This window comes from Acidobacterium capsulatum ATCC 51196, from assembly GCF_000022565.1.
Lineage (GTDB): Bacteria > Acidobacteriota > Terriglobia > Terriglobales > Acidobacteriaceae > Acidobacterium > Acidobacterium capsulatum.
Genome location: NC_012483.1, coordinates 3,357,308 through 3,377,670 on the forward strand (window position 1 = coordinate 3,357,308; position 20,363 = coordinate 3,377,670).

General features: G+C 62.7%; 21 protein-coding genes. 10 read left to right on the forward strand and 11 right to left on the reverse strand.

Annotated features, from left to right (window positions below):
* Positions 1-3 precede the first annotated feature (3 nt).
* Positions 4-657, forward strand: coding sequence for a CDP-diacylglycerol--glycerol-3-phosphate 3-phosphatidyltransferase (gene pgsA, locus ACP_RS13740; RefSeq protein WP_015897944.1), 654 nt, complete (start codon positions 4-6; stop codon positions 655-657).
* A gap of 71 nt (positions 658-728) precedes the next feature.
* Complete coding sequence (locus ACP_RS13745) at positions 729-2,972, forward strand: RelA/SpoT family protein (protein WP_015897945.1); 2,244 nt, start codon at positions 729-731, stop codon at positions 2,970-2,972.
* Between the two features lie 99 nt (positions 2,973-3,071).
* Here ACP_RS13745 and moeB read toward each other — a convergent pair whose 3' ends face one another.
* The 4 genes from moeB to ACP_RS13765 all read right to left on the reverse strand — a co-directional run bounded on the left by moeB (position 3,072) and on the right by ACP_RS13765 (position 6,183).
* Positions 3,072-4,262: a molybdopterin-synthase adenylyltransferase MoeB gene (gene moeB / locus ACP_RS13750; protein ID WP_015897946.1), complete on the reverse strand. Its 1,191-nt coding sequence runs from the start codon at positions 4,260-4,262 to the stop codon at positions 3,072-3,074.
* Positions 4,263-4,354: 92 nt separating this feature from the next.
* Complete coding sequence (locus ACP_RS13755) at positions 4,355-4,672, reverse strand: MoaD/ThiS family protein (RefSeq protein WP_015897947.1); 318 nt, start codon at positions 4,670-4,672, stop codon at positions 4,355-4,357.
* Between the two features lie 65 nt (positions 4,673-4,737).
* Complete coding sequence (locus tag ACP_RS13760; protein WP_015897948.1) at positions 4,738-5,226, reverse strand: M67 family metallopeptidase; 489 nt, start codon at positions 5,224-5,226, stop codon at positions 4,738-4,740.
* Positions 5,227-6,183, reverse strand: a complete 957-nt coding sequence (locus ACP_RS13765) for a PLP-dependent cysteine synthase family protein (protein WP_041839598.1) — start codon at positions 6,181-6,183, stop codon at positions 5,227-5,229.
* A gap of 120 nt (positions 6,184-6,303) precedes the next feature.
* On the opposite strand from ACP_RS13765, the gene ACP_RS13770 reads away from it, so the two are divergent.
* The gene (locus ACP_RS13770) at positions 6,304-6,759 is read left to right on the forward strand and encodes a hypothetical protein (protein WP_041840333.1); all 456 of its coding nucleotides are present in this window, start codon (positions 6,304-6,306) and stop codon (positions 6,757-6,759) included.
* Positions 6,760-6,861: 102 nt separating this feature from the next.
* Here the strand turns inward: ACP_RS13770 and ACP_RS13775 are convergent, their stop codons facing one another.
* Together ACP_RS13775 and uvrA are read right to left on the reverse strand one after the other, a co-directional pair.
* Positions 6,862-7,746, reverse strand: a complete 885-nt coding sequence (locus tag ACP_RS13775; protein ID WP_041839599.1) for a CPBP family intramembrane glutamic endopeptidase — start codon at positions 7,744-7,746, stop codon at positions 6,862-6,864.
* A 131-nt stretch (positions 7,747-7,877) separates the two neighbouring features.
* Positions 7,878-10,856, reverse strand: coding sequence for an excinuclease ABC subunit UvrA (gene uvrA, locus ACP_RS13780; protein ID WP_015897953.1), 2,979 nt, complete (start codon positions 10,854-10,856; stop codon positions 7,878-7,880).
* A gap of 252 nt (positions 10,857-11,108) precedes the next feature.
* Between uvrA and ACP_RS18360 the strand changes: the two genes are divergently transcribed.
* Complete coding sequence (locus tag ACP_RS18360; protein ID WP_169305871.1) at positions 11,109-11,270, forward strand: hypothetical protein; 162 nt, start codon at positions 11,109-11,111, stop codon at positions 11,268-11,270.
* 191 nt (positions 11,271-11,461) lie between these two features.
* On the opposite strand, the gene ACP_RS13785 is transcribed toward ACP_RS18360, so the two are convergent.
* Positions 11,462-12,232 (reverse strand): hypothetical protein, encoded by a 771-nt coding sequence (locus ACP_RS13785; RefSeq protein WP_015897955.1) that lies wholly within the window; start codon positions 12,230-12,232, stop codon positions 11,462-11,464.
* A 62-nt stretch (positions 12,233-12,294) separates the two neighbouring features.
* Here ACP_RS13785 and ACP_RS13790 point away from each other — a divergent pair, with 62 nt between their 5' ends.
* The 4 genes from ACP_RS13790 to ACP_RS13805 are packed head-to-tail and all read left to right on the forward strand — an operon-like array spanning position 12,295 to position 15,258.
* Entirely contained in the window at positions 12,295-13,386 is a 1,092-nt protein-coding gene (locus ACP_RS13790; RefSeq protein WP_169305984.1) for a hypothetical protein, read from the forward strand.
* 33 nt (positions 13,387-13,419) lie between these two features.
* Positions 13,420-14,073 (forward strand): nitroreductase family protein, encoded by a 654-nt coding sequence (locus ACP_RS13795; RefSeq protein ID WP_015897957.1) that lies wholly within the window; start codon positions 13,420-13,422, stop codon positions 14,071-14,073.
* 26 nt (positions 14,074-14,099) lie between these two features.
* Complete coding sequence (locus ACP_RS13800; RefSeq protein WP_015897958.1) at positions 14,100-14,534, forward strand: NUDIX hydrolase; 435 nt, start codon at positions 14,100-14,102, stop codon at positions 14,532-14,534.
* A gap of 49 nt (positions 14,535-14,583) precedes the next feature.
* A complete protein-coding gene (locus ACP_RS13805; RefSeq protein ID WP_015897959.1) occupies positions 14,584-15,258 on the forward strand; it encodes a hypothetical protein in 675 nt (224 codons plus the stop codon).
* A 7-nt stretch (positions 15,259-15,265) separates the two neighbouring features.
* Here the strand turns inward: ACP_RS13805 and rsmI are convergent, their stop codons facing one another.
* Both rsmI and ACP_RS13815 read right to left on the reverse strand, forming a co-directional pair.
* The gene (gene rsmI / locus ACP_RS13810; protein ID WP_015897960.1) at positions 15,266-16,135 is read right to left on the reverse strand and encodes a 16S rRNA (cytidine(1402)-2'-O)-methyltransferase; all 870 of its coding nucleotides are present in this window, start codon (positions 16,133-16,135) and stop codon (positions 15,266-15,268) included.
* A 3-nt stretch (positions 16,136-16,138) separates the two neighbouring features.
* Positions 16,139-17,275: a CBS domain-containing protein gene (locus ACP_RS13815; protein ID WP_015897961.1), complete on the reverse strand. Its 1,137-nt coding sequence runs from the start codon at positions 17,273-17,275 to the stop codon at positions 16,139-16,141.
* Between the two features lie 186 nt (positions 17,276-17,461).
* On the opposite strand from ACP_RS13815, the gene rsmD reads away from it, so the two are divergent.
* On the forward strand, positions 17,462-18,031 hold the full coding sequence (gene rsmD, locus ACP_RS13820; protein WP_238525565.1) for a 16S rRNA (guanine(966)-N(2))-methyltransferase RsmD: 570 nt from the start codon (positions 17,462-17,464) through the stop codon (positions 18,029-18,031).
* Positions 18,032-18,049: 18 nt separating this feature from the next.
* On the opposite strand, the gene ACP_RS18840 is transcribed toward rsmD, so the two are convergent.
* A complete protein-coding gene (locus ACP_RS18840) occupies positions 18,050-18,484 on the reverse strand; it encodes an energy transducer TonB (protein ID WP_083770619.1) in 435 nt (144 codons plus the stop codon).
* A gap of 150 nt (positions 18,485-18,634) precedes the next feature.
* Between ACP_RS18840 and ACP_RS13825 the strand changes: the two genes are divergently transcribed.
* Entirely contained in the window at positions 18,635-18,850 is a 216-nt protein-coding gene (locus ACP_RS13825) for an AbrB/MazE/SpoVT family DNA-binding domain-containing protein (RefSeq protein WP_015897963.1), read from the forward strand.
* A 6-nt stretch (positions 18,851-18,856) separates the two neighbouring features.
* Here ACP_RS13825 and gltX read toward each other — a convergent pair whose 3' ends face one another.
* Positions 18,857-20,362, reverse strand: a complete 1,506-nt coding sequence (gene gltX, locus ACP_RS13830; protein WP_015897964.1) for a glutamate--tRNA ligase — start codon at positions 20,360-20,362, stop codon at positions 18,857-18,859.
* Between the last annotated feature and the right edge of the window lies 1 nt (position 20,363).

Below are 20,363 nucleotides of genomic sequence, written 5' to 3' on the forward strand. Positions count from 1 at the left end.
CCAGTGAATCTTCCCAATTCCATTACGATGAGCCGGATCATCTGCATTCCGGTCTTCCTGTGGATGCTCTCACCCTTCTTCCCGCATACTTCCTGGTACGGTGGGCAGGAGATTATTGCCTCGCTCTTCTTCATCGTGCTGTCTATCTCTGACGGTGTGGATGGCTATCTCGCGCGCAGCCGCGGCCAGATCACCACCATGGGCATGCTGCTCGATCCGCTGGCAGACAAACTGCTGGTGACCGCCGCCTACATCACCCTGGTTGCGTATAACCCCCACATCGTCAAGCCCTGGATCGCCGTCATCGTCATCGGCCGCGAATTTCTCGTCAACGGCCTGCGCTCCATCGCCTCCACCCAGGGCTTTACCATTCAGGCCAGCGATCTGGGCAAGCTCAAGACGCTCATCCAGATCATCTCAGTGGTGGCTGCGATTCTCGACCACGGCTGGCATGCCTGGCACTTCGGCTGGTTCCTGATGCCGGTGGATCTGATCGCCGTGGCCGGCATCTACTGGATGGCCGCCGTCTCCGTCATCTCGGCCATCGATTACTTCGTGGCTTTCTGGCGCAAGATCGACAAGGCCTCGACCCACCAGCGCAGCAAAGACAACGCCTTTGTCCTGAGCCGGAAGAAGTCCGCGCGGCAGGGCTCCTGACCTGCCGCGCGAATTTGCTTGCCTCTTGGCACACCAGCCACATTTGTCACGGGCCGCGCCTATAATGAATCATGGCGACCATCCACCCCACCACCAGCCCTTCTGAGAGCAATCCGCCGGACATTCTCGCGGAAAAATTCTCTGAGCTGCTGACGCGGGTGAACGACAATCGCCCCAGCGACGATCTCGACATCATCCGCCGCGCCTGGGACTTCTGCCTCGAACATCATCAGGGACAATTCCGCGCCTCGGGCGAGCCTTTTGTGCTGCATCCGCTGGAGGTGGCGCTGGTGCTCGCGGAGATGAAGCTCGACTCCACGGCCATCGCCGCGGGCCTGCTCCACGATGCGGTTGAAGACACTCCGGTCACCGCCGCCGACATCGCCAATCAGTTCGGCGAGCAGGTCGCTCATATCGTTGAAGGCGTCACCAAGATCGACAAAATCCAGTTTGCCAATCGCGAAGACCGCCAGGCCGAGAACGTCCGTAAGATGCTGCTGGCCATGGTTACGGACGTGCGCGTGGTGCTCATCAAACTGGCTGACCGCCTGCACAACATGCGCACTCTGGAGCATCTCTCGGCCGAGCGCCAGCAGGCCATCGCGCGCGAAACGCTCGACATTTATGCCCCGCTCGCGCACCGGCTCGGCATGGGCAAACTGCGCGGCGAGCTGGAAGATCTGTCGTTCCGCTACGTGGACCCCTACAGCTACGACCAGTTGCAGCTTGCCGTCGAGGAGCGCCGCTCTGAGGGCGAGCAGTTTCTGGCCGGAGTGGAAGCGCTGCTGCTTGAAAAGCTCAAGGAAAACAAGATCACGGCGCGCGTGCAGTGGCGCATCAAGCGCCTCTTCAGCATTCACAGTAAGCTGCAGAAGTCGCGCAGCTCGGTCGATCAGCTCTATGACCTGCTGGCGCTGCGTGTCATCACCAACAGCGTGCCTGACTGCTACGCGGTGCTCGGCCTCATTCACAGCATCTGGCGGCCCGTGCCCGGGCGCATCAAGGACTTCATTGCCATGCCCCGGCCTAATATGTATCAGTCACTGCACACTACGGTGATGGGTGAGGGTGGCCATCAGTTCGAGGTGCAGATTCGCACTGAAGAGATGCATCGCGTCGCCGAAGAAGGCATTGCGGCGCACTGGAAGTACAAAGCCGGCAACTCGCCCATCAGCGCGCGCGACGAGCAGCGCCTGGCCTGGGTGCGGCAACTGGTCGAGTGGCAGCGGGAGATGACCGATCCCAACGAGTTTCTCTCGACGCTCAAGATCGATCTTTATCCTGAAGAGGTTTACACCTTCACGCCCAAAGGCAAGGTGGTCGTGCTGCCCAAGGATGCAAGCCCGCTCGACTTCGCCTACTCCATTCACACCGAGGTGGGCCACTCCTGCACCGGCGCCAAAGTCAATGGACGCATGGTTCCGCTGCGCTCCAAGCTGCGCAACGGAGACGTGGTGGAGGTCATCACGCAAAATGGCCACACCCCCAGCCGCGACTGGCTCAGCATCGTCAAGAGCTCCCGCGCCCGCAACAAGATCAAGCACTGGCTCAACGAGCACCAGCGTGAGCGCGCCATTGACATTGGCCGCAAGCTGCTCGAACGCGAAGCCCGCAAGTACAAGGTGTCGCTGCACAAGTTTGAAGATGCCGACTATGCCCGCGTCGCCAGCGACTACAGCGTAGCCACGCCCAACGATCTGCTGGCGGCCATCGGCTTCGGCAAATATTCCGCGCGCCAGGTGCTCAACCGCCTCGCGCCCGGCACCACGCACCAGCAGCCCGCCGAAGCGGAGACCGCAGCCAGCATCAAGGCCGGCCTGCAGGACGCGGCGCGCAAGTCCACCAGCAGCGACTCTCTGCAGGTCGAGGGGCAAAATGAGCTGCTCGTCTATCGCGCCCGGTGCTGCAATCCGATTCGCGGCGAAGAGATTGTCGGCTACGTCACGCGCGGCAAGGGCGTCGCGGTGCATGCGCGCAACTGCCCCAACGTGCAGAATCTGCTCTATGAGTCCGACCGCCGCATTGCCGTCGAATGGGCGCACGACGCCGGCGCAAGCACAGGCCCGTCGAAGACTTACCCGGTGCGCCTGACCGTCTACTGTGATGACCGCGCGGGCATGCTCAAGGAGATGACCTCCATCATCAGCGACGACAACACCAATATCCGTACTGTCGATACGCGGCCCGGCCCCAACGGCGAAGCTATCGTTGAGTTTGTGATTGAGGCCGAAGACGTCCGCCACCTCAACCGCCTGGTGCTCGGCCTGCGCCGCCTGCCCGGCGTGCGCGACGTGCAGCGCTCCCAGCGGCTGTAATTAAATCTTCGGCAAACACAAAAACGGCGCGATTCACTCGCGCCGTTCCTGTTTTTTTACTGGCCGTTTCTGACCTGACCGCTTGATCCCTGACCGCCTCTAATACTTCGGCACCTTGGGATCAATCTCGGTTGCCCAGGCCGTGATGCCGCCGGCCACATTCACCACGTTCGCAAAGCCCTGCTGCTTCAGGAACTCCGCCGCGCGCTGGCTGCGTCCACCGCTCTTGCAGTGCACCACGATCTCCTGACCCGCCTGCCGCGCCTGTTCCAGCTCGTTCACGCGGTTCGGCAGGTCGTTGACCGGAATCAGGTGCCCGTTCAGGTGCGCGATCTGAAATTCGTGCGGCTCGCGCACATCGAGCAGGAAGAAGTTCTCGCCCGCGTCGCGCTTGCGCTTCAGGTCGTGCACCGTGATCTGCGGTACGCCGTTCTGCACCGCGGCCGGCGGCGCTTCGGGCACAATGCCGCAGAACTGCTGATAATCGATCAGCTTGGTCACGGTTGGATTCTCGCCGCACACCGGGCAGTTCGGGTTCTTGCGCAGCTTCAGCTCGCGGAACTTCATGTTCAGCGCATCCACCAGCAGCAGGCGGCCAATCAGCGGCTCGCCATTGCCCAGAATCAGCTTGATGACTTCGGTCGCCTGCACCACGCCCAGCAGCCCGGGCAGAATGCCCAGCACGCCGCCTTCCGCGCACGAGGGCACCAGGCCCGGCGGTGGCGGCTCAGGATACAGGCAGCGGTAGCAGGGGCCTTCCTCGGTCGCGAAGACGCTGGCCTGGCCCTCAAAGCGGAAGATGGACGCATACGAGTTCGGCTTGCCTGTCAGCACACACGCGTCGTTGACCAGGTAGCGCGTCGGAAAGTTATCCGTGCCATCGGCGACGATGTCGTACTGCTGGATGATCTCAAGCGCATTCTGGCTGTTCAGCATCGTCTCGTGCTTCACCAGGTTCAGCGCCGGATTCAGCGCCAGCAGCTTCTCGGCCGCCGATTCAATCTTCGGCCGGCCCACGTCTTTGGTGCTGTGAATGATCTGCCGCTGCAGATTGCTCTCATCCACCACATCAAAGTCCACCAGCCCCAGCGTGCCGATGCCAGCCGCCGCCAGGTAGAGTGCCAGCGGAGAGCCCAGCCCGCCCGTGCCCACGCACAGCACCTTGGCGGCCTTCAGCTTCTGCTGGCCCTCCATGCCCACCTCGGGCAAAATCAGGTGCCGCGAGTAGCGGGCAATGTCTTGGTTCGTCAATTGCGGCAACGCAGCCGCCGTTTGTGTCGTCGTGGCCATAATGCCTCGTCTGCTTTCTTAAAAGCTTTTCTATATTGTAGGGAAATTTGCCGTGAGGCATGCAGCGGAAGAGCTCCGCCCGGGGTCGCAGGCTAGCGACAACAACAACAGGAACAGGCGCAATCAGCCATGCGGCCAGAACCGCCGGCAATCGAGGGGATGATCGAAAGGCTGTCTTCTTCCTTCACAGGCGTCTTCTCGCCTTCAGGAAGGTAACGAACGTCCTCGTCATTGAGATAGACGTTCACAAACGAGCGCAATTTGCCCTCGCCGGTGTACAGATGCTTCTGAAAGTCAGGGAATTGAGTGGTCAGCGACGTGAGCGCCTCTTCCACCGTCTTGCCTGAAACCTCCACCGCATCCTGCTTCGCGGTATAAACCCGAAGCGGTGTGGGAATGAAAATCTTCATCGTTTCGGTTCCTGTTTCGTTGGGTTGATGGTGTACGAACTGCATGCAAAAGCTGTTTGGTTAGATTACCGGGTTGTGCTTCCGGCTTCCAGGTTTTCCGGCCCGAGGCCCGGAATGTTTTGTCCGGTCACATCAATGGGCTCATGGTGGAACTGCTTGTCTTCCTCCGTCTGGCCGGTCAGCCGGAAGGAATTCGTCACCCTCGCCGCGCCCTTTTCGACGGCCGTAATGACGTAGCTGCATCCCAGCCAGTGGGCCTCGGCAAAGTCGGTCTGCGACCACTGCGCCGGGTGGTCCGGGTGCGAATGGTAAAAGCCCACAATGTCCAGGCCGCGCTCGCGCCCCTGCCTCTGAATGCGCACCAGTTCCGCCGGTGCGATGTGGTAGCGGTTGTGGGCCGAGTCCGTGCGCGTGTTGCCGGCGCGGATCGCCTCCACCACCTCGTTTACCTCATCGCCGCAATGGCCCAGCAGCACGCCGCAGCACTCATGCGGATAGGTCTCTTCGCCATGCTGGCGCAGGGCCTCGTATATGGGATCGCTCAGTCGCAGCATCTACTCTTCCTCCCAGAAGCGCTCGCTCAGATACTTGTCCGCCGAGTCACACAGGATGGTCACAATCACGCCTTCCCGCCCCTCGCTGGCCAGTTCCTCGGCAATCCGGGCCGCGGCGGCGACATTGCCCGCTGACGAAACACCCACCAGCAGACCTTCGGTGCGCGCCAGCCGCTTGGCCATGGCATAGGCGGCTTCGGTTTCCATTTCAATGTTGCGGTTCGCCAGCCCGGCGTCGTAAATATCGGGCACAATCGCCGTGGGCATGTGCTTGAGCCCTTCCAGGCCATGGAAAGGCGAGTCCGGCTGCATGGAAATGCAGGTAATCTCAGGATTCAGCTCGCGCAGACGACGCGTGGTGCCCATGAACGTGCCGCTGGTGCCGAGCCCGGTCACGAAATGCGTGATGCGGCCCTCGGTCTGCTGCCATATCTCATTGGCCGTGGTGCGATAGTGCGCCTGCCAGTTGTTCTGGTTGCTGTACTGGTCGGCATAGAAATACTTTTCCGGCTCCTGCGCGGCCAGCTCGCGCGCCTTCACAATCGCGCCATCGGAGCCGTCATTCGGGTCAGTCCAGACAATTTCCGCGCCGTAGGCCAGCAGAATGCGCTTGCGCTCGGGCGACACATTGCTCGGCATGCACAGCGTGACTTTGAAGCCCATGGCCGCGCCCAGCATGGCATAGGCAATGCCGGTGTTGCCGCTGGTTGCGTCCAGCAGGTGCTTGCCGGCCGTCAGCCGGCCCTCACGCTGGGCCGCCAGCACAATGGACGAGGCCGGGCGGTCCTTCACCGATCCGCCGGGATTGGCCCATTCCGCCTTGCCCAGAATCTGAATGCCGGGCCATTGCGCGCTCAGGCGCTCCAGTCGCACGAGCGGCGTATTCCCAATGCGATCGAGCAGCGCGCTGCCCAGCAGGGTGGTCGAAAGTGTCTGCGAGTTAGTCAACGTGGACATCGGCAAATTGCAGTCCGGGCCTTTCGTATGCGAGATTGGAACTAGCCGGCCGGTGTTCTGCTACCAGTGTAGCCGCCTGCTGGCGAAGCCCATAATTCCCAAGTCAGGTTGAACGCCACCATGCCCAAAGCACCCAAGCAGCGCACCTACAGCGAAGTTCTCGAAGGGCTTCGCAGTCTTCAGTTTGATGTCCGTGACGTGCCGGGAGTCGCAAATCAGGTGCGGGTTTCAAAATACGGCTGCGCCGCCGTCATCACGCCGGGCCGCAAGGAGTCGGCCGTGGCCTATGCCGTGCGCCCCGGGGTGCTCTTCGGCGAAGAGATTGCTCACCTCATCGACCATGGCTTTCAGAAGTTCTTCAAGACCTCGCGCGGCGAGTTTCCGGCCACCGCCGACCATCTGCGCGCCATGCATCGTTTTACCGAGGAAGTGCGCGAAATCTCCGGCGGCGTCAGCCTCTACAACGAAGCGCTCGGTACCGTCAGCGCAGAGTATATGTACGACCGCGTGAAGGGCCGCGATCTGCCCGCCTCCGAGCGCCCCAAGCGCGCCTGGGAAGTTGCCGCCGGCCACTGAGATTGCCGGCTCCGGTCGCACACTCCTATGCAAAGAACCCCTTCGCGCAGATCCTGAAATCAGGCCCTGCAGGAAGGGGTTCTTTGCGTGATTCCTGAAAACTCAGCTTCCCATCAGCTTGTTCAGGTGCTGAAAGCCGCTGGTCTGGTAGACCACCCCGGCGAAGAGTGTGAAGTTGTACGCCGCATGCACCACCGCGCCGCAGGCCACCGACTTCATCGAGAGCCTTACCACGCACAGCACCACGCTCACCACGCCAATCAGCACCAGTGGTCCCCAGGAGTCGGAGACCTGCTCGGCATGCAGCAGCGTGAAAGGGATCGTCGTCAGCAGAATGGACACGGGAATCCCGATCCAGCGTGTGACCTGGGCATTCGAGACGCCGCGCCGCTCCAGCCATTTGAAGATATTCAGGAGCGAGGGCAGCAGAAATCCCCTGAAAGCCAGTTCCTCCGTCATGGGAGCCGCCGTGATGCCGAAGACCAGCAGAAACCATGCGCCCAGCGTCGAGGTGGACATCTCGTGCAGAATGGGCGGATTCTTCGGCATGGGCATCGGCAGTGAGTTGCCCAGCGCGCCGATGGCAACGCCTGTCAGCAGGCCCACCAGCAGCAGAGGGAAGAAGAAACGCCGCGCCCGGGATGCCCGCCACTCCAGTGTCTCCCAGAAGGGGCTGAGCCATAGCCCGCTGAAAACAATCACCGCCAGCATAACCAGCGCGCCATAAATTGCCGCCTGCGTGGGAATGCTCAGACGCGGGTCGCTGGCCGTAATTTGATAGGCCGCGCTCAGGCTCAAATGCGCTTGAGTCCCCAGCGTAAGGAGCTGATAGACCACCGCCGCAATCAGTTGCCCCAGCAACAGCATCACAAACGCGATAAAGAAAAACAGCAGCGTATGCAGCAGGTTGGGCCGCAGGGGCGGAAGCTTGGGAGCCGGAGCTATTTCCGATTCGTCCGGCGGGGTCGTTGAAGCCTGCGAAGCCATAACTGCCGCGAGGGGGGAGCCTGTTATAACTCTTGCTGTCTCAACATCGGGTCCTGGTTCTTGACCAGGCGCCGGATCCACTGCCGGCTGTCCGTCCTGCTCTCGTGCGTTGTCTTCCGGCAAAAAATCGCTCATCCGCGGTCCGTCTTCCCTTTGGACTGGCGGCCACGCGCATTTGTTGGCTTTTTCGGGGCACTCTTCGCAGCCTTTTTGGCGCGAGCAGTCTTTTTCTCTTTGATTACGTATCCAGATGCGTTCTTGTTGCCTTCGGGTTCGCTGGCTCCTGAGTTTGCGTCGTTGGCGACACTGCCCCGAGCCGCCTCGCTGCGTTCTTCCGGATGCTCTTCGTAATAGCGCCGCAAAAAGTCGCCGGTGTGGGAGCCCGCAATGCGGGAGATGGCCTCCGGGGTGCCCTCGCCCATCAACTGGCCGCCGTCCTCGCCGCCCTCCGGGCCAAGGTCGATGATCCAGTCGGCGTTGCGCACCACGTCCAGATTGTGCTCGATGATGATGATCGTGTTGCCCAGGTCGGTCAGGCGGTGCAGTACTTCGAGCAGCTTGCGCACATCGTCAAAATGCAGGCCGGTCGTCGGCTCGTCCAGCAGATAGAGCGTGCGGCCGGTCTGGCGCTTCGACAGTTCGCGCGCCAGCTTCATGCGCTGCGCCTCGCCGCCAGAGAGCGTCGTCGCCGCCTGCCCGAGGTGAATGTACCCCAGCCCCACGTCCACCAGCGTTTGCAGCTTCTGCTTCACCTGCGGAATGTCGGCCAGCACGCCCAGAGCGTCTTCGATGGTCAGCTCCAGCACATCGGCGATCGAGTAGCCGTTGAACTTCACCGCCAGCGTTTCCTGGTTGTAACGGCGTCCGTTACAGACCTCGCACTGCACGTAGACATCGGGCAAAAAGTTCATCTCAATGCGCCGCTGCCCGTCTCCCTGGCAGGCTTCGCAGCGGCCTCCGGCCACGTTGAAGGAGAACCGTCCCGGCTTGTATCCGCGCTCGCGAGCCTCCGGCAGCATCGCAAACAGGTCGCGAATCGCTGTGAAAACGCCGGTATACGTAGCCGGATTCGACCTCGGCGTTCTGCCAATCGGCGACTGATCAATGCGAATGGCCTTGTCGAGATGCTCAAAGCCGCTGATCTTCTTGTGCTCGCCCGGGTCCTCCCGCGATCCATACAACTGCTGGGCCAGCGCACGGTACAGAATGTCGTTGACCAGCGTACTCTTGCCCGAGCCCGAAACGCCGGTCACCACCGTCATCACGCCCAGCGGAAACTTCACCGTCAGATCGCGCAGATTGTGGCTCCGCGCACCCTCTACCGTGATCCATTTCCCGGTCAGCGCGCGCGGCGCCATGCGATGCAGAATGCTCGCCGCGCCGGAGAGATATCGCCCGGTGAGCGAATCGGGCGCGGCCATGATCTGCTCGGGAGTTCCCTCGGCCACGACCCGGCCGCCGAGCCGTCCCGCGCCCGGGCCCAGATCCAGCACATAGTCGGCACGGCGAATCGTGTCTTCGTCGTGCTCCACCACCAGCACCGTGTTGCCCAGGTTGCGCAGCGATTCGAGCGCCTCGATTAATCGTTGGTTGTCGCGCTGGTGCAGGCCGATCGAAGGCTCATCGAGCACGTACAGCACGCCGCGCAGCCGTGAGCCGATCTGCGTCGCCAGACGGATGCGCTGCCCCTCGCCGCCCGAGAGAGTTGCCGCATTGCGCTCCAGCGAAAGATAGCCGAGTCCTACGGCATTCAGAAACTCCAGCCGCTCCACCACCTCGCGCTTGAGACGGTCGGCAATCAGCGCTTCGCGCGTGGAGAACTTCAGCTCTCGCGCCGCCGTCAGCGAGCGCCGCAGCGGCAGCGAAGTGAAGTCGGCAATCGACAGCCCGTTCACCTTCACCGCCAGCGACTCCGGCCGCAGCCGCTTGCCGTGACAGGCCGGGCACGGTGAGGCGGACATGTAGTTCATCAGCCACTCGCGATAGGTGTCCGACTTCGATTCGTCGAGCGAATCCCGCAGAAACGCGAGCACCCCGTGAAAGCCTGTGCGCGGAGCCTCTGTGCGGCCCGGCCCGTAGAGCAGCAGTTCCTGCTGCTTCTGCGGCAGTTGCTCAAAGGGCGTCTTCAGCGGAATCTTGTACTTCTGCGCCGCCAGCGTCACCAGCCGCGCCAGGTATTGCGAGCCGGAGCCCGGCCCCAGAGCGCCATCCAGCAGCGGCTTGCTCCAGTCCACAATCACCTTGGCCGGGTCAAAGTCATAAATGCTGCCCAGGCCGTGGCATTCCGGGCACGCTCCGTAGGCGCTGTTGAAAGAAAAACTGCGCGGCTCCAGTTTGGGAACATCCAGGCCACAATCGGGACAAGCCATCGACGAGGAGTACAGAGTCTCCTGCTGCGTGGTCGCCACCAGCACCAGCCCGTTGGCCATTTTGAGCGCGCTCTCGACTGAGGCCGCCAGCGTCTTTTCGATGCCCGGCTTCAGCACGGTGCGGTAAATCACCGCTTCGATGGTGTGATTTTTGCGCTTTTCCAGCTCGACCGGCTCTGACAGATCGCGCAGTTCGCCGTCTACGCGCGCGCGAAAACCCTGCTGATCCAGCTTGTCGAGCAGGTCTTTGAACTCGCCCTTGCGCCCGCGCACAATCGGCGCGTAGATGGTCACCCGCTCGCCAGCCGCGAGCGCCAGAATGCGCTCCACAATCTGCTCGGCGCTCTGCCGCGAGATAGGCCGCCCGCAGTTGGGGCAATGCGGCGTGCCAACCGAGGCCCACAGCAGGCGCAGGTAATCGTAAATTTCGGTGATGGTGCCGACCGTGGAGCGCGGGCTGCGGCTGGTGGTTTTCTGCTCAATGGAGATGGCCGGGCTGAGTCCCTCGATTGAATCCACATCGGGCCGTTCAATTTGATCTAAGAACTGGCGCGCGTAGGCCGATAAGGTCTCCACATAACGCCGCTGGCCCTCGGCATAGATGGTGTCAAAGGCGAGCGACGACTTGCCCGAGCCGGAAAGGCCCGTGACAACGGTGAGCGTGTTGCGCGGAATCTGGACGTCTACATCGCGCAGGTTATGCTGGCGCGCTCCGCGAACAGTGATGTGTGTGATCGGCATGTGCTGGATGAAAAGATGAAGAAAACGGGGCCCGCGGCAGATTAATTCTGCAGTTGCGGCAGTACAACCTGGGTAGAGGCAAGCGGGCAGCGTCCTTGCGAGTATCTTAGTGGGCAACAGGAAGAGGGGTCAACGGACAGCCTTTTCCTGCGAGAATGGCATCTGTAGGGAGCAATAGCAGTCGTTCCCGAATAGAACAGCAAGAGATTTCATACCTTTCTTTACAAGAGAAGCCAAGTGATGCAGGAACTCATGAGCACTCTACTTCTGGTTTGCGCGGCCCTGGCCTCGCTCGCGCTGGGCGTCATGCTGGCCTACGGCCTCTGCCGCAGCGCGTTCGCGGTCTTCCGCATTCATGCCAAGTCGGTCGCTGCCGAAGCCGGAAGCAAAGCTACCGTCGTCGCCCGCGCCTGAAATCGACTCTGCCGGGTGGCGTCATGCTTGACCCGGCACCCGGCTCTCGCGCTTATGTTGGCCGCGCGCCTGGCCTGTTCCCATTCCAGAAATCAATCCATCCCAATCAAACTTCAGGATTGACCTTTCCTTCCGAGGGCAAAGCAGCCCTGCTGGGTTCGCGAAAATGGGAAAAAGCATCTCACCGCCCATCACTGCGGCTGATTCTGCTGCTGCTGTTGCTGCTGGTGCATCCGTTCCAGCTCCTGCAAAATCTGCTGCGGCGTGCGCACTCCATTGCCCGGAGCGCCCGGTCTGGCTCCATTCGGCGGCTGGGGCGCGTGGTGCGGTGGAGCATCGTGATACACCGTTCGTGGCGGCGGATGATAAGACTCTTCGGGGTCCTGCGGATTGGGCGGCGTCACCGGAGCATCGCCCCGCGCCGTCAGCAGCAGTTGCTGCGGCGTGCCGTCCGCAGTCTTGCCGAGCATCACAATGTTGAAGCCCGAATCGGAAAGCAGCTCTGACAATACCTCGCGTGGATTGGCCGGGCCATATTGCCCAAAGACGCGGTAATCCCGGTCAAGACCCTCGATCTTCATGCCGCTCTTCGCGGCGACTGCGTGCAAAATGTCGTCCAGTCCGGAGTTGTCGGCGTGAATGCTCAGTTGACCATTCTTCAGGTCAATCGTGGCTGGTTGTGCGGGTTTGTCCTGCAATGAGGGCGCCTGGGACGAGCTTGCGGGTGCGGGCTGTGAGGATTGCGCCGGAGCCGCTAGCGGCTTTTGCGCTTTAGCTGTAGCGGATTCGCTCGCGGCTGCCACGGGAACATGCATGCTGCCCGGCATAGTTCCCACCGGGGCCATCACCTGTGCTCGCGCCAGCGTGGCCGTCAGCAGGGCCAGCGTGGCCGCCAGCAGAATCGCCCGGGTTCCGCGGAATCTTTCGCGCCGTCCAGTCTGTGTGGTGCTGCGTTCTGTCATGGCCGCCTCACTGTACTAGACTAGCAGTGGCTCGCATTCGCTCATGCGTGCCGCTGCTCAACATGCGATGGACACCGCTCAATTCGCAGCTTCGCCCTCATCCGGGTCGATTGGTCGGCCTGTTGGCATTGCTGCTTTTGCTGGTCTTTGCGCCTCTGGGCGCGCGGGCGGATGTCTCCTGCACGACCCAATCGCAGATGACGCCGGCAGAGCGCGATGCCCTCGCGGCGGCAGCCCGCTCCATGGCCGTGGAAGTGCAGCACGGCGACGCGCAGGCGCTGCGGCAGCAGACCATTCCGCCTGTCGCGCAGGATTTCTCCGGCATCGCGTCCTCCATCCAGTCTCTGCAGCCGCTCATCGCCAAGGCGGCACTCACCGTCGATAATCTCTATCTGCTCGACGCCTCGCAGCAGCCGGCGCACGCCGCTCAGACCACCTTCACCTGTGGCCTGCCCGATTCGTTGATGAGCGTGAACTTCCGCTTTCACGATCTGCCCCCCGCGCACTATGCGCTGGCCATTCTGCACGCGACCGGAGTCTCGCAGCCTCAGCAGATCACGCTGGTGCTGCAGCAGTCCGCGCTGCCCCGCTGGATGCTGGCGGGCTTTTTTGTGCGCCCCATGACCATGGCCGGGCACGATGGCCTCTGGTTTTGGACCGAGGCCCGCGCCTACGCGCAACGCAAAATGGACTGGGATGCCTGGCTCTACTATCAGGCGGCGCGCTATCTGCTCAGTCCCGTCGATTTTCTGGATAGTCCCAATCTTGAAAAGCTCAATCACGAAGCGTCGGCCATTCGTCCCGAGGGGACGCCCGGCAGGCAGCCCATGATGCTGCATGCCGGTGCGAGCACTTATACGGTGATCGCGCTGCGGCCCACGGATGCGCTTGGCCCGCTTGATCTTTCTGTGCATTATCAGCCCAGTGCTGCCCAGTCCGCCGCGCTCAACGATCCTGTCGCAGCGCGCCAGCAGGTGCTCGCAGCCGCGCAGGCTCTACTCGCCGCTCACCCGGAGCTGCAGACAGCCTTTCAGGGCTTCTGGATGCACGCCGATCAGGGCGGTTCCTCGCTCTACGCTTTGGAACTTCCCATGACCCAGGTGGCTCCGGTGTCTGCTCCGGCCGCGGCTCCCTCCAAACCCGCGGCTCGCTGACGCTCCGCGGCCGACGTAGGAAAGACGAGACGCATGGCCCACGTAATCGAAAGAGCGCTCTCCCAGGCAATCGAAGAGCGGCGCGCCACGCCCAGCTTTGACGGGCGTCCCATTCCCGCAGATGATCTCAGAAAGATTCTGGAAGCAGGGCTCGAAGCTCCCAGCGGCTATAACCTGCAGCCCTGGCGCTTCGTGGTCGTGCGCACACCGGAGCAGCGCCGCCGCCTGCGCGCCGCCTGCTTCAATCAGGCCAAGGTCGAGGAGGCATCCGCCGTTGTTGTGGCCTGCGGCGACGCGGATGGCTGGCGCAACGGCGACCTCGAAGAGATGCTGCGCATGGGCCGCGCCAACGGCATGCCTGAGGCTTATGCCGCGCAGGCTGCGTCCACCATTCCCGGCTATCTTGCCAATCACCCCAATCTGCCCGCATGGCTCAACCGCCAGGTGATGCTCGCCTTCACCACCATGATGTGGATGGCCGAAGTGATGGGCTATGACACCGCCCCCATGGAAGGCTTTGAGCCGGAGAAGGTCTGCGAGGTGCTCCGCCTGCCGCTCAGCTACCAGGTGGTGGCGCTGCTCGCCATCGGCCATCGCTGTGGCGACGACAAGTTCTACGGCGGCCGTTTTTCGCTTTCGCGCATGGTCTTTGATGAGGAGTACGGCAAGCCCCTCAAGTTGGATTAAAGGGCCATGCTTCTACGCTGAAAATCATGCAACGCGAATATCCCAGCGCACCCATTACCGGCGTCGGTGCGGTCATCATTGACCGCGGCCGTGTGCTGCTCATTCAGCGCGGGCAGGAGCCGCTCAAGGGTGAGTGGTCGCTGCCCGGCGGCGCGCTTGAGCTGGGCGAAAGCCTCACTGAGGGCATCATGCGCGAGGTGCGCGAAGAGACCGGCTTGCTGGTCGAGCCCCTCAAAGTGGTGGAAGTCTTCGACCGCATTGTGCGCGATGAGCAGGGCCGCGTTCGCTACCACTATGTGCTGGTGGACTTTCTCTGCCGCGTCACGGGCGGCACCCTCGCCTGCGCCAGCGATGCCGCCGGGGCACGCTGGGCCACGCTCGACGAGCTGGCTCCCATTCAGGAGTTCACCGCCCGCGTGATTCGCAAAGCCTGGGACCTTCAGGCGCCATCCGGCATCTGAATTACGCAGGGGAGCGACTTTACCGCTCGCCTCGTCTATGCTGACAGCCATGCGCGCGCCAAACCATGCCCGATCACTTGCCAGATCACTTGCCTGCGGCCTGCTGCTCGCCGTCGTTGCCGTGCAGCCTTGGCCGGTTCTGGCGGCGGCGCGCCATGCCCAGATCTCCGCTGCCTCGGCCGAAGAGATTCCCTCGCAGCTTGCGGACGATTCCTATGCCATCTATTCGCTGCTGACGCCCGGGCCGCTGCTCCAGCGGCAGTCTGGTTCCGGCAGCCGCTGGGCCATCGCCGCCGAGACGGTGAACTTCAGCGATATGAACCCGCGCATCGACCCGCGCGGCGCGCTCAAGCCTCCTCCGGGTGGAGAAAAGCAGTTTCACGAGGCGGTCGCGACCTTTCTCGCAGCCAAATACGAGCGCTACCGGCTGCAGCCCAGGCTGCATCTTGACCACGCCTACGAACTGCTCAACCCCGAGCAGGTGCGCGAGCTGCGCGCCGCCAAATCCTCGGTCGCGCCCGACTCGCGCACGCGCAGCCGTTACGCGGCCTATGCGGGCGTCACCTTTTTCAGCGGAGTCTACTTTGACGCTCATCGCGACACCGCGCTCGTCTATCGCAACGACTGGTGCGGAAAGCTCTGCGGGCAGGCGCAGTGGATTTATCTGGAAAAGCAGAATGGCCACTGGAAGCAGATTTCAGGCATTACCCGGCCCGGAGCCTGAGCGGACTTTAGCGCTTTGCCCGCTCGCGCTGCAGCTCGCGATAGACCTCGCTCTTTGACTGGCCACGCTCGCGGGCGATGCGCTTGAGAGCATCCTTTTCATCGAGACCCTCTTCGCGCTCCAGCGCGGCCACGCGATCTTTGATGGAAATGGACGGCGCGCTCACGGTTGCGGGCTGCGCGTCGAGCAGCAGCACCATCTCGCCACGCATGCGGTCGCGCTCATTCAGAGCCGCGCGCACCTCGGCCACGGTGCCGCGCAAAAACTCCTCATGCAGCTTGGTTAGCTCGCGCGCCAGCACCACGCGCGCCTCCGCGCCCCAGATCGACTCCAGATCGCCCAGCGTCTCCAGAATGCGGTGCGGAGCCTCATAGAAAATCACCGTCATCGGGTCGGCCATCTGCTCGCGTAAGTTCTCGAGCGCGGTGCGCCGCTCTCCGGCTTTTGCGGGCAGAAATCCCGCGAATAGAAAGCGCTCCGCAGAGAGCCCCGAGGCCACCAGAGCGCTCAACGCGGCATTCGCGCCCGGCACCGGAAACACCGGCACGCCCGCCGCAATGGCCGCCGCCGCCAGGTGCATGCCCGGGTCAGAGATGCCCGGCATGCCGGCGTCAGAGACTACGGCCACGCGCTCCCCGGCGGCAAGAGCCGCCAGCATCTCGGGCGTGCGCGCCGCCTCGTTGTGCTCATGCAGGCTGGTCGCGGGCGTTTCGATGCCAAAGTGGTTCAGCAGCTTCTGCGTCTGCCGTGTGTCTTCGCAGGCGATGCGGTCGGCGGTGCGCAGCACGCGCAGCGCACGCAGCGTGATGTCTTCGAGGTTTCCAATCGGAGTCGCCACCAGGTACAGCCCCGGCGCGAGCGGTGTATCGGCGGCCACGCTTTACTGCTCCCGCTGCAGACGCCGGTACTCGGCCAGCAGCATCATGCTGCTGCGCAGGTTCTGCAGGCTCACAATGCCCACGATGCGGCCATGCTCGGCCACCGGAACCAGCGGCATGCGCCCGCTGTCGATGCGGCGAATCACCAGGCCGAGCGAGTCCTCGGGCTGCGCCAGTTGAAAGCCGCGCGACATGATGGATTGCACATAGCCGTCCCCCTCCTGGCGGAGCGCCTGCACAATGCTTTGCTTCGAGACCACGCCGATCAGGTTCAGCCCGCGCGCTACGGGGAAGTCATCCTGCAGCGAGTGAATGGCCTTCTTCAGCGCGTCTGAGAGTGTGTCTGAGGGCGACAGCGTGCGGAAGTCCGTGAGCATCACGTCCTTCATGCGCACCGTGTCCACAACGGACTGCACCATCACGCCCTGGTCTTCCAGTTGCGCGCCGATGAAGATGAAAAATCCGCCCATCAGCAGCCAGGGGCTCAGCTCCGCAGTCAGCGAAGTGTTCGGCACCGCCAGCAGAATCAGCCCCAGCACCATCGCCGTGGCGCCAATCACCTGGCTCAGTTGCGAGGCGGACTTGGTGGCCTGCGCCGCGTCCTGCTTGCGCAGGTAATAGGCGCGCATCAGCCGCCCCATGTCGAGCGGGTAGGCCGGCAGCAGATGCACCGCAAACAGTCCGAAGTTGAGCCATACCAGCGAGCGCATCAGCGCCACCGGCGTGACCCAGGGCCGCGCAAACACCGGCACCAGCGGCGATGCGCCCACGATCAGCGCGAGAAAAATTCCGGTAAAGAGCAGATTGGCCGCCGGGCCGGCAATGGCGATGATGGTCTGCGCGCGCGGGCTCTGGGCTCGGTCCGCGCTGTCAGGGTTCGCATAGGAGACGAGTCCGCCGATCGGCAGCAGCAGAATGCTGCGCATCTGCACGCCAAAGTAGCTCGCCGTGATGAGCCGCGCAATCTCGCGAATGGAAACGCCCAGAAAAATCGCGGCGCACAGCATCAGCCCGCGCCACAGCGGCAGCCCCGGAATGTTCGTGGACACCACGCAGATCACCAGTAGCAGCACAAATAGCATGTGCACGCGAATATGCACGCCAAACCAGCGACCCAGGGGAAACGACCAACCGCGCATGACTGCTCCTCGTTCAGCAACTCATTGTAGATGGTGGGGTTCGCTGCATTGAAATTTCCGCGCAAGGGATCGGGCATGTTTCGCAAAATCCGAAAGGCGCGATGAGGCGCGGTCGAGCCCCGCCGCCAAAGCGGGGCGCGGAATCTGGGGCAGAACAGATAGCCTGTGGGGGAAAGACGCTCTAGCATGAAGAACATGCGCGTCATCGCAGGCCAGTACCGATCCCGACCGCTCACGGCGCCACCAGGGCAGGGCACCCGGCCCACCAGCGACCGCCTGCGCGAAACACTTTTCAACGTGCTCGCGCCACGCATTGAGGGCGCAATCTTTCTCGATCTCTACGCAGGCTCCGGCGCTGTTGGCATTGAGGCGCTGAGCCGGGGCGCACGTGAAGCCATCTTCGTCGATCAGGCCGCCCCGGCGCAGAAGGCCATTCGCGCTAATCTCTCGGCTTTGCAGATTCGCAGCCACTACGCGCTCGAGGCGCGCAGCGCTGCCGCCGTGGTCGGGCGTCTGGCCGGGCAGGGAAGCCCGGTGGATATCGTCTTCCTCGATCCGCCTTATGACCGCGTGGACGAGTACGAAAAAGTTCTCACCCTGCTCGGCGGGGAGTGCGCCCCGCTGCTTGCGGCCGACGCTATCGTGGTAGCCGAGCACGCCAAGCGGCAATCCCTCGCGGAGCAGTACGGCAAGCTCATCTGCTACCGCACGCTCGTGCAAGGCGATGCCGCGCTGAGCTTTTATCGGTTGGAGTGATGCTTTCTCGCGAAAGAGCTATCTCCGCTCTCGCTTTCCAAGACTGAAAACCACATGAATCGTCGTTCTTACATTCACGGGTCTTCCGTTATGCCAGTAAGGCTTGTAGTGCCACTCATGTACAGCGCGAAGCGCAGCCTCGTTGAAAATGGGGTTCGTTGAGGACACCACGTGCAAGTTGGACACCGTTCCCGTGCGTGTAATCAAGCACTTAAGAACAACAGTCCCCTCAAGTCCCTTCGCCTTTGCCTCTTTGGGATAGAGAGGTGGGACGAAGGTGTGCAGGTTGCGCTGGGCCACGTCCGGAGAAATGCGCGGTATGGGCTGATTTTCTGTGGTTGCTGGAGGGGACGGAACAGAACCAGTAACAGGCTTTTGAGGGCATCCCGTAAGCGAGAGAAATCCAGCCACGAGTATTCCCACGGTGAGGCACTTTCTTGCGAGCACGAACATGACCTCCGACCGGAAGCGTCAAAAAATAATCCCAACTCTACCATGCATTGTTCTGGCGGTTAACATGAGGCAGCCAAGGAGTCGAACAACACAAGAAACGCATCTTGTCCCCCGGATAAACATTAAGCTATGCATATGCGCAGGGTCGTCATGCAGGTATTCCAATGGGGCAAGAGCCTCGCCGTTCGACTGCCCAAGACCGCAGTCGAAGATCTCGACCAGAGGGAGGGCGATCAGATCGAAATCAGCACCTCTGCCACGCGCGCCTTTGATGTGAGCCGCGACCGCGCAACCGCCATACAGCGTCTCCGCGAACTGCGCCGTCCCTTCCCCGACGGATTCACCTTCGAGCGGCCATTGCGGTAGGCCCGCCTACTCCGCCAGAAACTTCTCCACGCGCTCGCGTACGCTCAATACGCGCACGGGCAGATCGAGACCGCTGCCTTCCTCAAATAGCGGAATCAGCTTGTCGAACTCCGGCCCGGAGTGTGCGCCGGTGAGCAGAATGCGCACCGGATGGAAGAGATCCTTGCCCTTGGCTCCGGTCTCGGCCTTCACCTCGTTCATCCAGATCTTGAAAAGCTCCGGCGTGACGGTGCCGGTATGCGCGCGCACCTTCGCCGCAAACGCTGCCAGCACCTTCTGGGCGCTCTCGGTGTTCAGAAGGGCGGCGTTCTCTTCGTTGGCGCGCGCCTGCGCGGGGTCAAACTCAAACACAAAGCGTGCCTTCCCCGGCAACTGGTCGAGCAGGTCCACCGAAGGCACAAAGATCGCCAGCAGCTTCTCAAACCACGTCTGCGCGGCCTCGCTGCTCTCGCTGTGCGGCGCGAGCCATCCGGCCTGCGCAAAGTAGGGCCACGCGAGTTCGGCCACGCGCGCCGGCTCGGCCAGCTTCAGGTAATGCCGGTTCATCCAGTGCAGCTTTTCAAAGTCGAAGACCGCCGGCGAGGCCGTCACGCGCTCCAGCTTGAAGGCCTCCACCAGTTCGGGCATGGTGAAGGTTTCGCGCGTGCCGCCCTCCGCGCCCCAGCCCAGCAGCGCGAGATAGTTGGTGAGCGCCTCGGGCAGAATGCCCATCTCGCGGAAGCTCGCAATCGAGGTTGCGCCGTGCCGCTTGGAGAGCCGCTCACGGTCGCTGCCCAGAATGGTCGAGAGGTGCGCAAACTGCGGCACCGGCCATCCAAAGGCCTCGTAGATTGCGACCTGCTTGGGCGTGTTCGAGATGTGGTCGTCGCCGCGAATGACGTGCGTGATCTCCATCAGCGCGTCATCGACGGTGACCACGTAGTTGTAGACGGGCATGCCGCTTGAACGGACCAGAATCGGGTCGCTGACGGTCTCCTGCGGAAACTCCACCTCGCCGCGCACGAGGTCGTGAAAGCGCAGCGGATGGTCGGGAATTCTGAGCCGCACGGCAAAGGGCTCGCCCGCCGCGGCCCGCTGCGCCGAGGTCTCGGCGCTGAGTGCGCGGCAGCGCCCGGAGTACACCTGTGGACGATGCTCGGCCACAGCTCTGGCGCGCTCGGCCTCCAGATCCTCCTGCGTGCAGAAGCAGCGGTACGCCTTGCCCTCGGCCAGCAGGCGTTCGGTGTGCTCGCGATAGATGCCCAGCCGCTCCGACTGCCGGTAGGGCGCGTGCGGACCCTCCACGCCCGGGCCTTCGTCCCATTCGAGGCCCATCCAGCGCAGGTCTTCCATCAGTTGCGTTTCGTGGCGCACCTCGCTGCGGTCAAGGTCAGTGTCTTCAATACGCAGCAGGAACTGGCCGCCATGATGGCGGGCATAGAGCCAGTTGTAGAGAGCGGTGCGGGCATTGCCCACATGCAGCAGCCCCGTCGGTGAGGGCGCAAAACGAACGCGAACCTGATTGGCGGACATA

What these genes read in the sequence shown, in the direction of transcription:
- ACP_RS13745 (WP_015897945.1), top strand. Translation starts at nt 729, where the DNA reads ATGGCGACCATCCACCCCACCACCAGCCCTTCTGAGAGCAATCCGCCG.
- ACP_RS13760 (WP_015897948.1), bottom strand. Translation starts at nt 5,226, where the DNA reads ATGCTGCGACTGAGCGATCCCATATACGAGGCCCTGCGCCAGCATGGC.
- ACP_RS13805 (WP_015897959.1), top strand. Translation starts at nt 14,584, where the DNA reads ATGCGCGCGCCAAACCATGCCCGATCACTTGCCAGATCACTTGCCTGC.
- ACP_RS13815 (WP_015897961.1), bottom strand. Translation starts at nt 17,275, where the DNA reads ATGCGCGGTTGGTCGTTTCCCCTGGGTCGCTGGTTTGGCGTGCATATT.
- ACP_RS18840 (WP_083770619.1), bottom strand. Translation starts at nt 18,484, where the DNA reads ATGTTCGTGCTCGCAAGAAAGTGCCTCACCGTGGGAATACTCGTGGCT.
- moeB (WP_015897946.1), bottom strand. Translation starts at nt 4,262, where the DNA reads ATGGCCACGACGACACAAACGGCGGCTGCGTTGCCGCAATTGACGAAC.
- ACP_RS13825 (WP_015897963.1), top strand. Translation starts at nt 18,635, where the DNA reads ATGCAGGTATTCCAATGGGGCAAGAGCCTCGCCGTTCGACTGCCCAAG.
- uvrA (WP_015897953.1), bottom strand. Translation starts at nt 10,856, where the DNA reads ATGCCGATCACACACATCACTGTTCGCGGAGCGCGCCAGCATAACCTG.
- ACP_RS13770 (WP_041840333.1), top strand. Translation starts at nt 6,304, where the DNA reads ATGCCCAAAGCACCCAAGCAGCGCACCTACAGCGAAGTTCTCGAAGGG.
- ACP_RS13785 (WP_015897955.1), bottom strand. Translation starts at nt 12,232, where the DNA reads ATGACAGAACGCAGCACCACACAGACTGGACGGCGCGAAAGATTCCGC.
- gltX (WP_015897964.1), bottom strand. Translation starts at nt 20,362, where the DNA reads ATGTCCGCCAATCAGGTTCGCGTTCGTTTTGCGCCCTCACCGACGGGG.
- ACP_RS13800 (WP_015897958.1), top strand. Translation starts at nt 14,100, where the DNA reads ATGCAACGCGAATATCCCAGCGCACCCATTACCGGCGTCGGTGCGGTC.
- ACP_RS13755 (WP_015897947.1), bottom strand. Translation starts at nt 4,672, where the DNA reads ATGAAGATTTTCATTCCCACACCGCTTCGGGTTTATACCGCGAAGCAG.
- ACP_RS13765 (WP_041839598.1), bottom strand. Translation starts at nt 6,183, where the DNA reads ATGTCCACGTTGACTAACTCGCAGACACTTTCGACCACCCTGCTGGGC.
- ACP_RS13775 (WP_041839599.1), bottom strand. Translation starts at nt 7,746, where the DNA reads ATGGCTTCGCAGGCTTCAACGACCCCGCCGGACGAATCGGAAATAGCT.
- ACP_RS13790 (WP_169305984.1), top strand. Translation starts at nt 12,295, where the DNA reads ATGCGATGGACACCGCTCAATTCGCAGCTTCGCCCTCATCCGGGTCGA.
- ACP_RS18360 (WP_169305871.1), top strand. Translation starts at nt 11,109, where the DNA reads ATGAGCACTCTACTTCTGGTTTGCGCGGCCCTGGCCTCGCTCGCGCTG.
- rsmD (WP_238525565.1), top strand. Translation starts at nt 17,462, where the DNA reads ATGAAGAACATGCGCGTCATCGCAGGCCAGTACCGATCCCGACCGCTC.
- ACP_RS13795 (WP_015897957.1), top strand. Translation starts at nt 13,420, where the DNA reads ATGGCCCACGTAATCGAAAGAGCGCTCTCCCAGGCAATCGAAGAGCGG.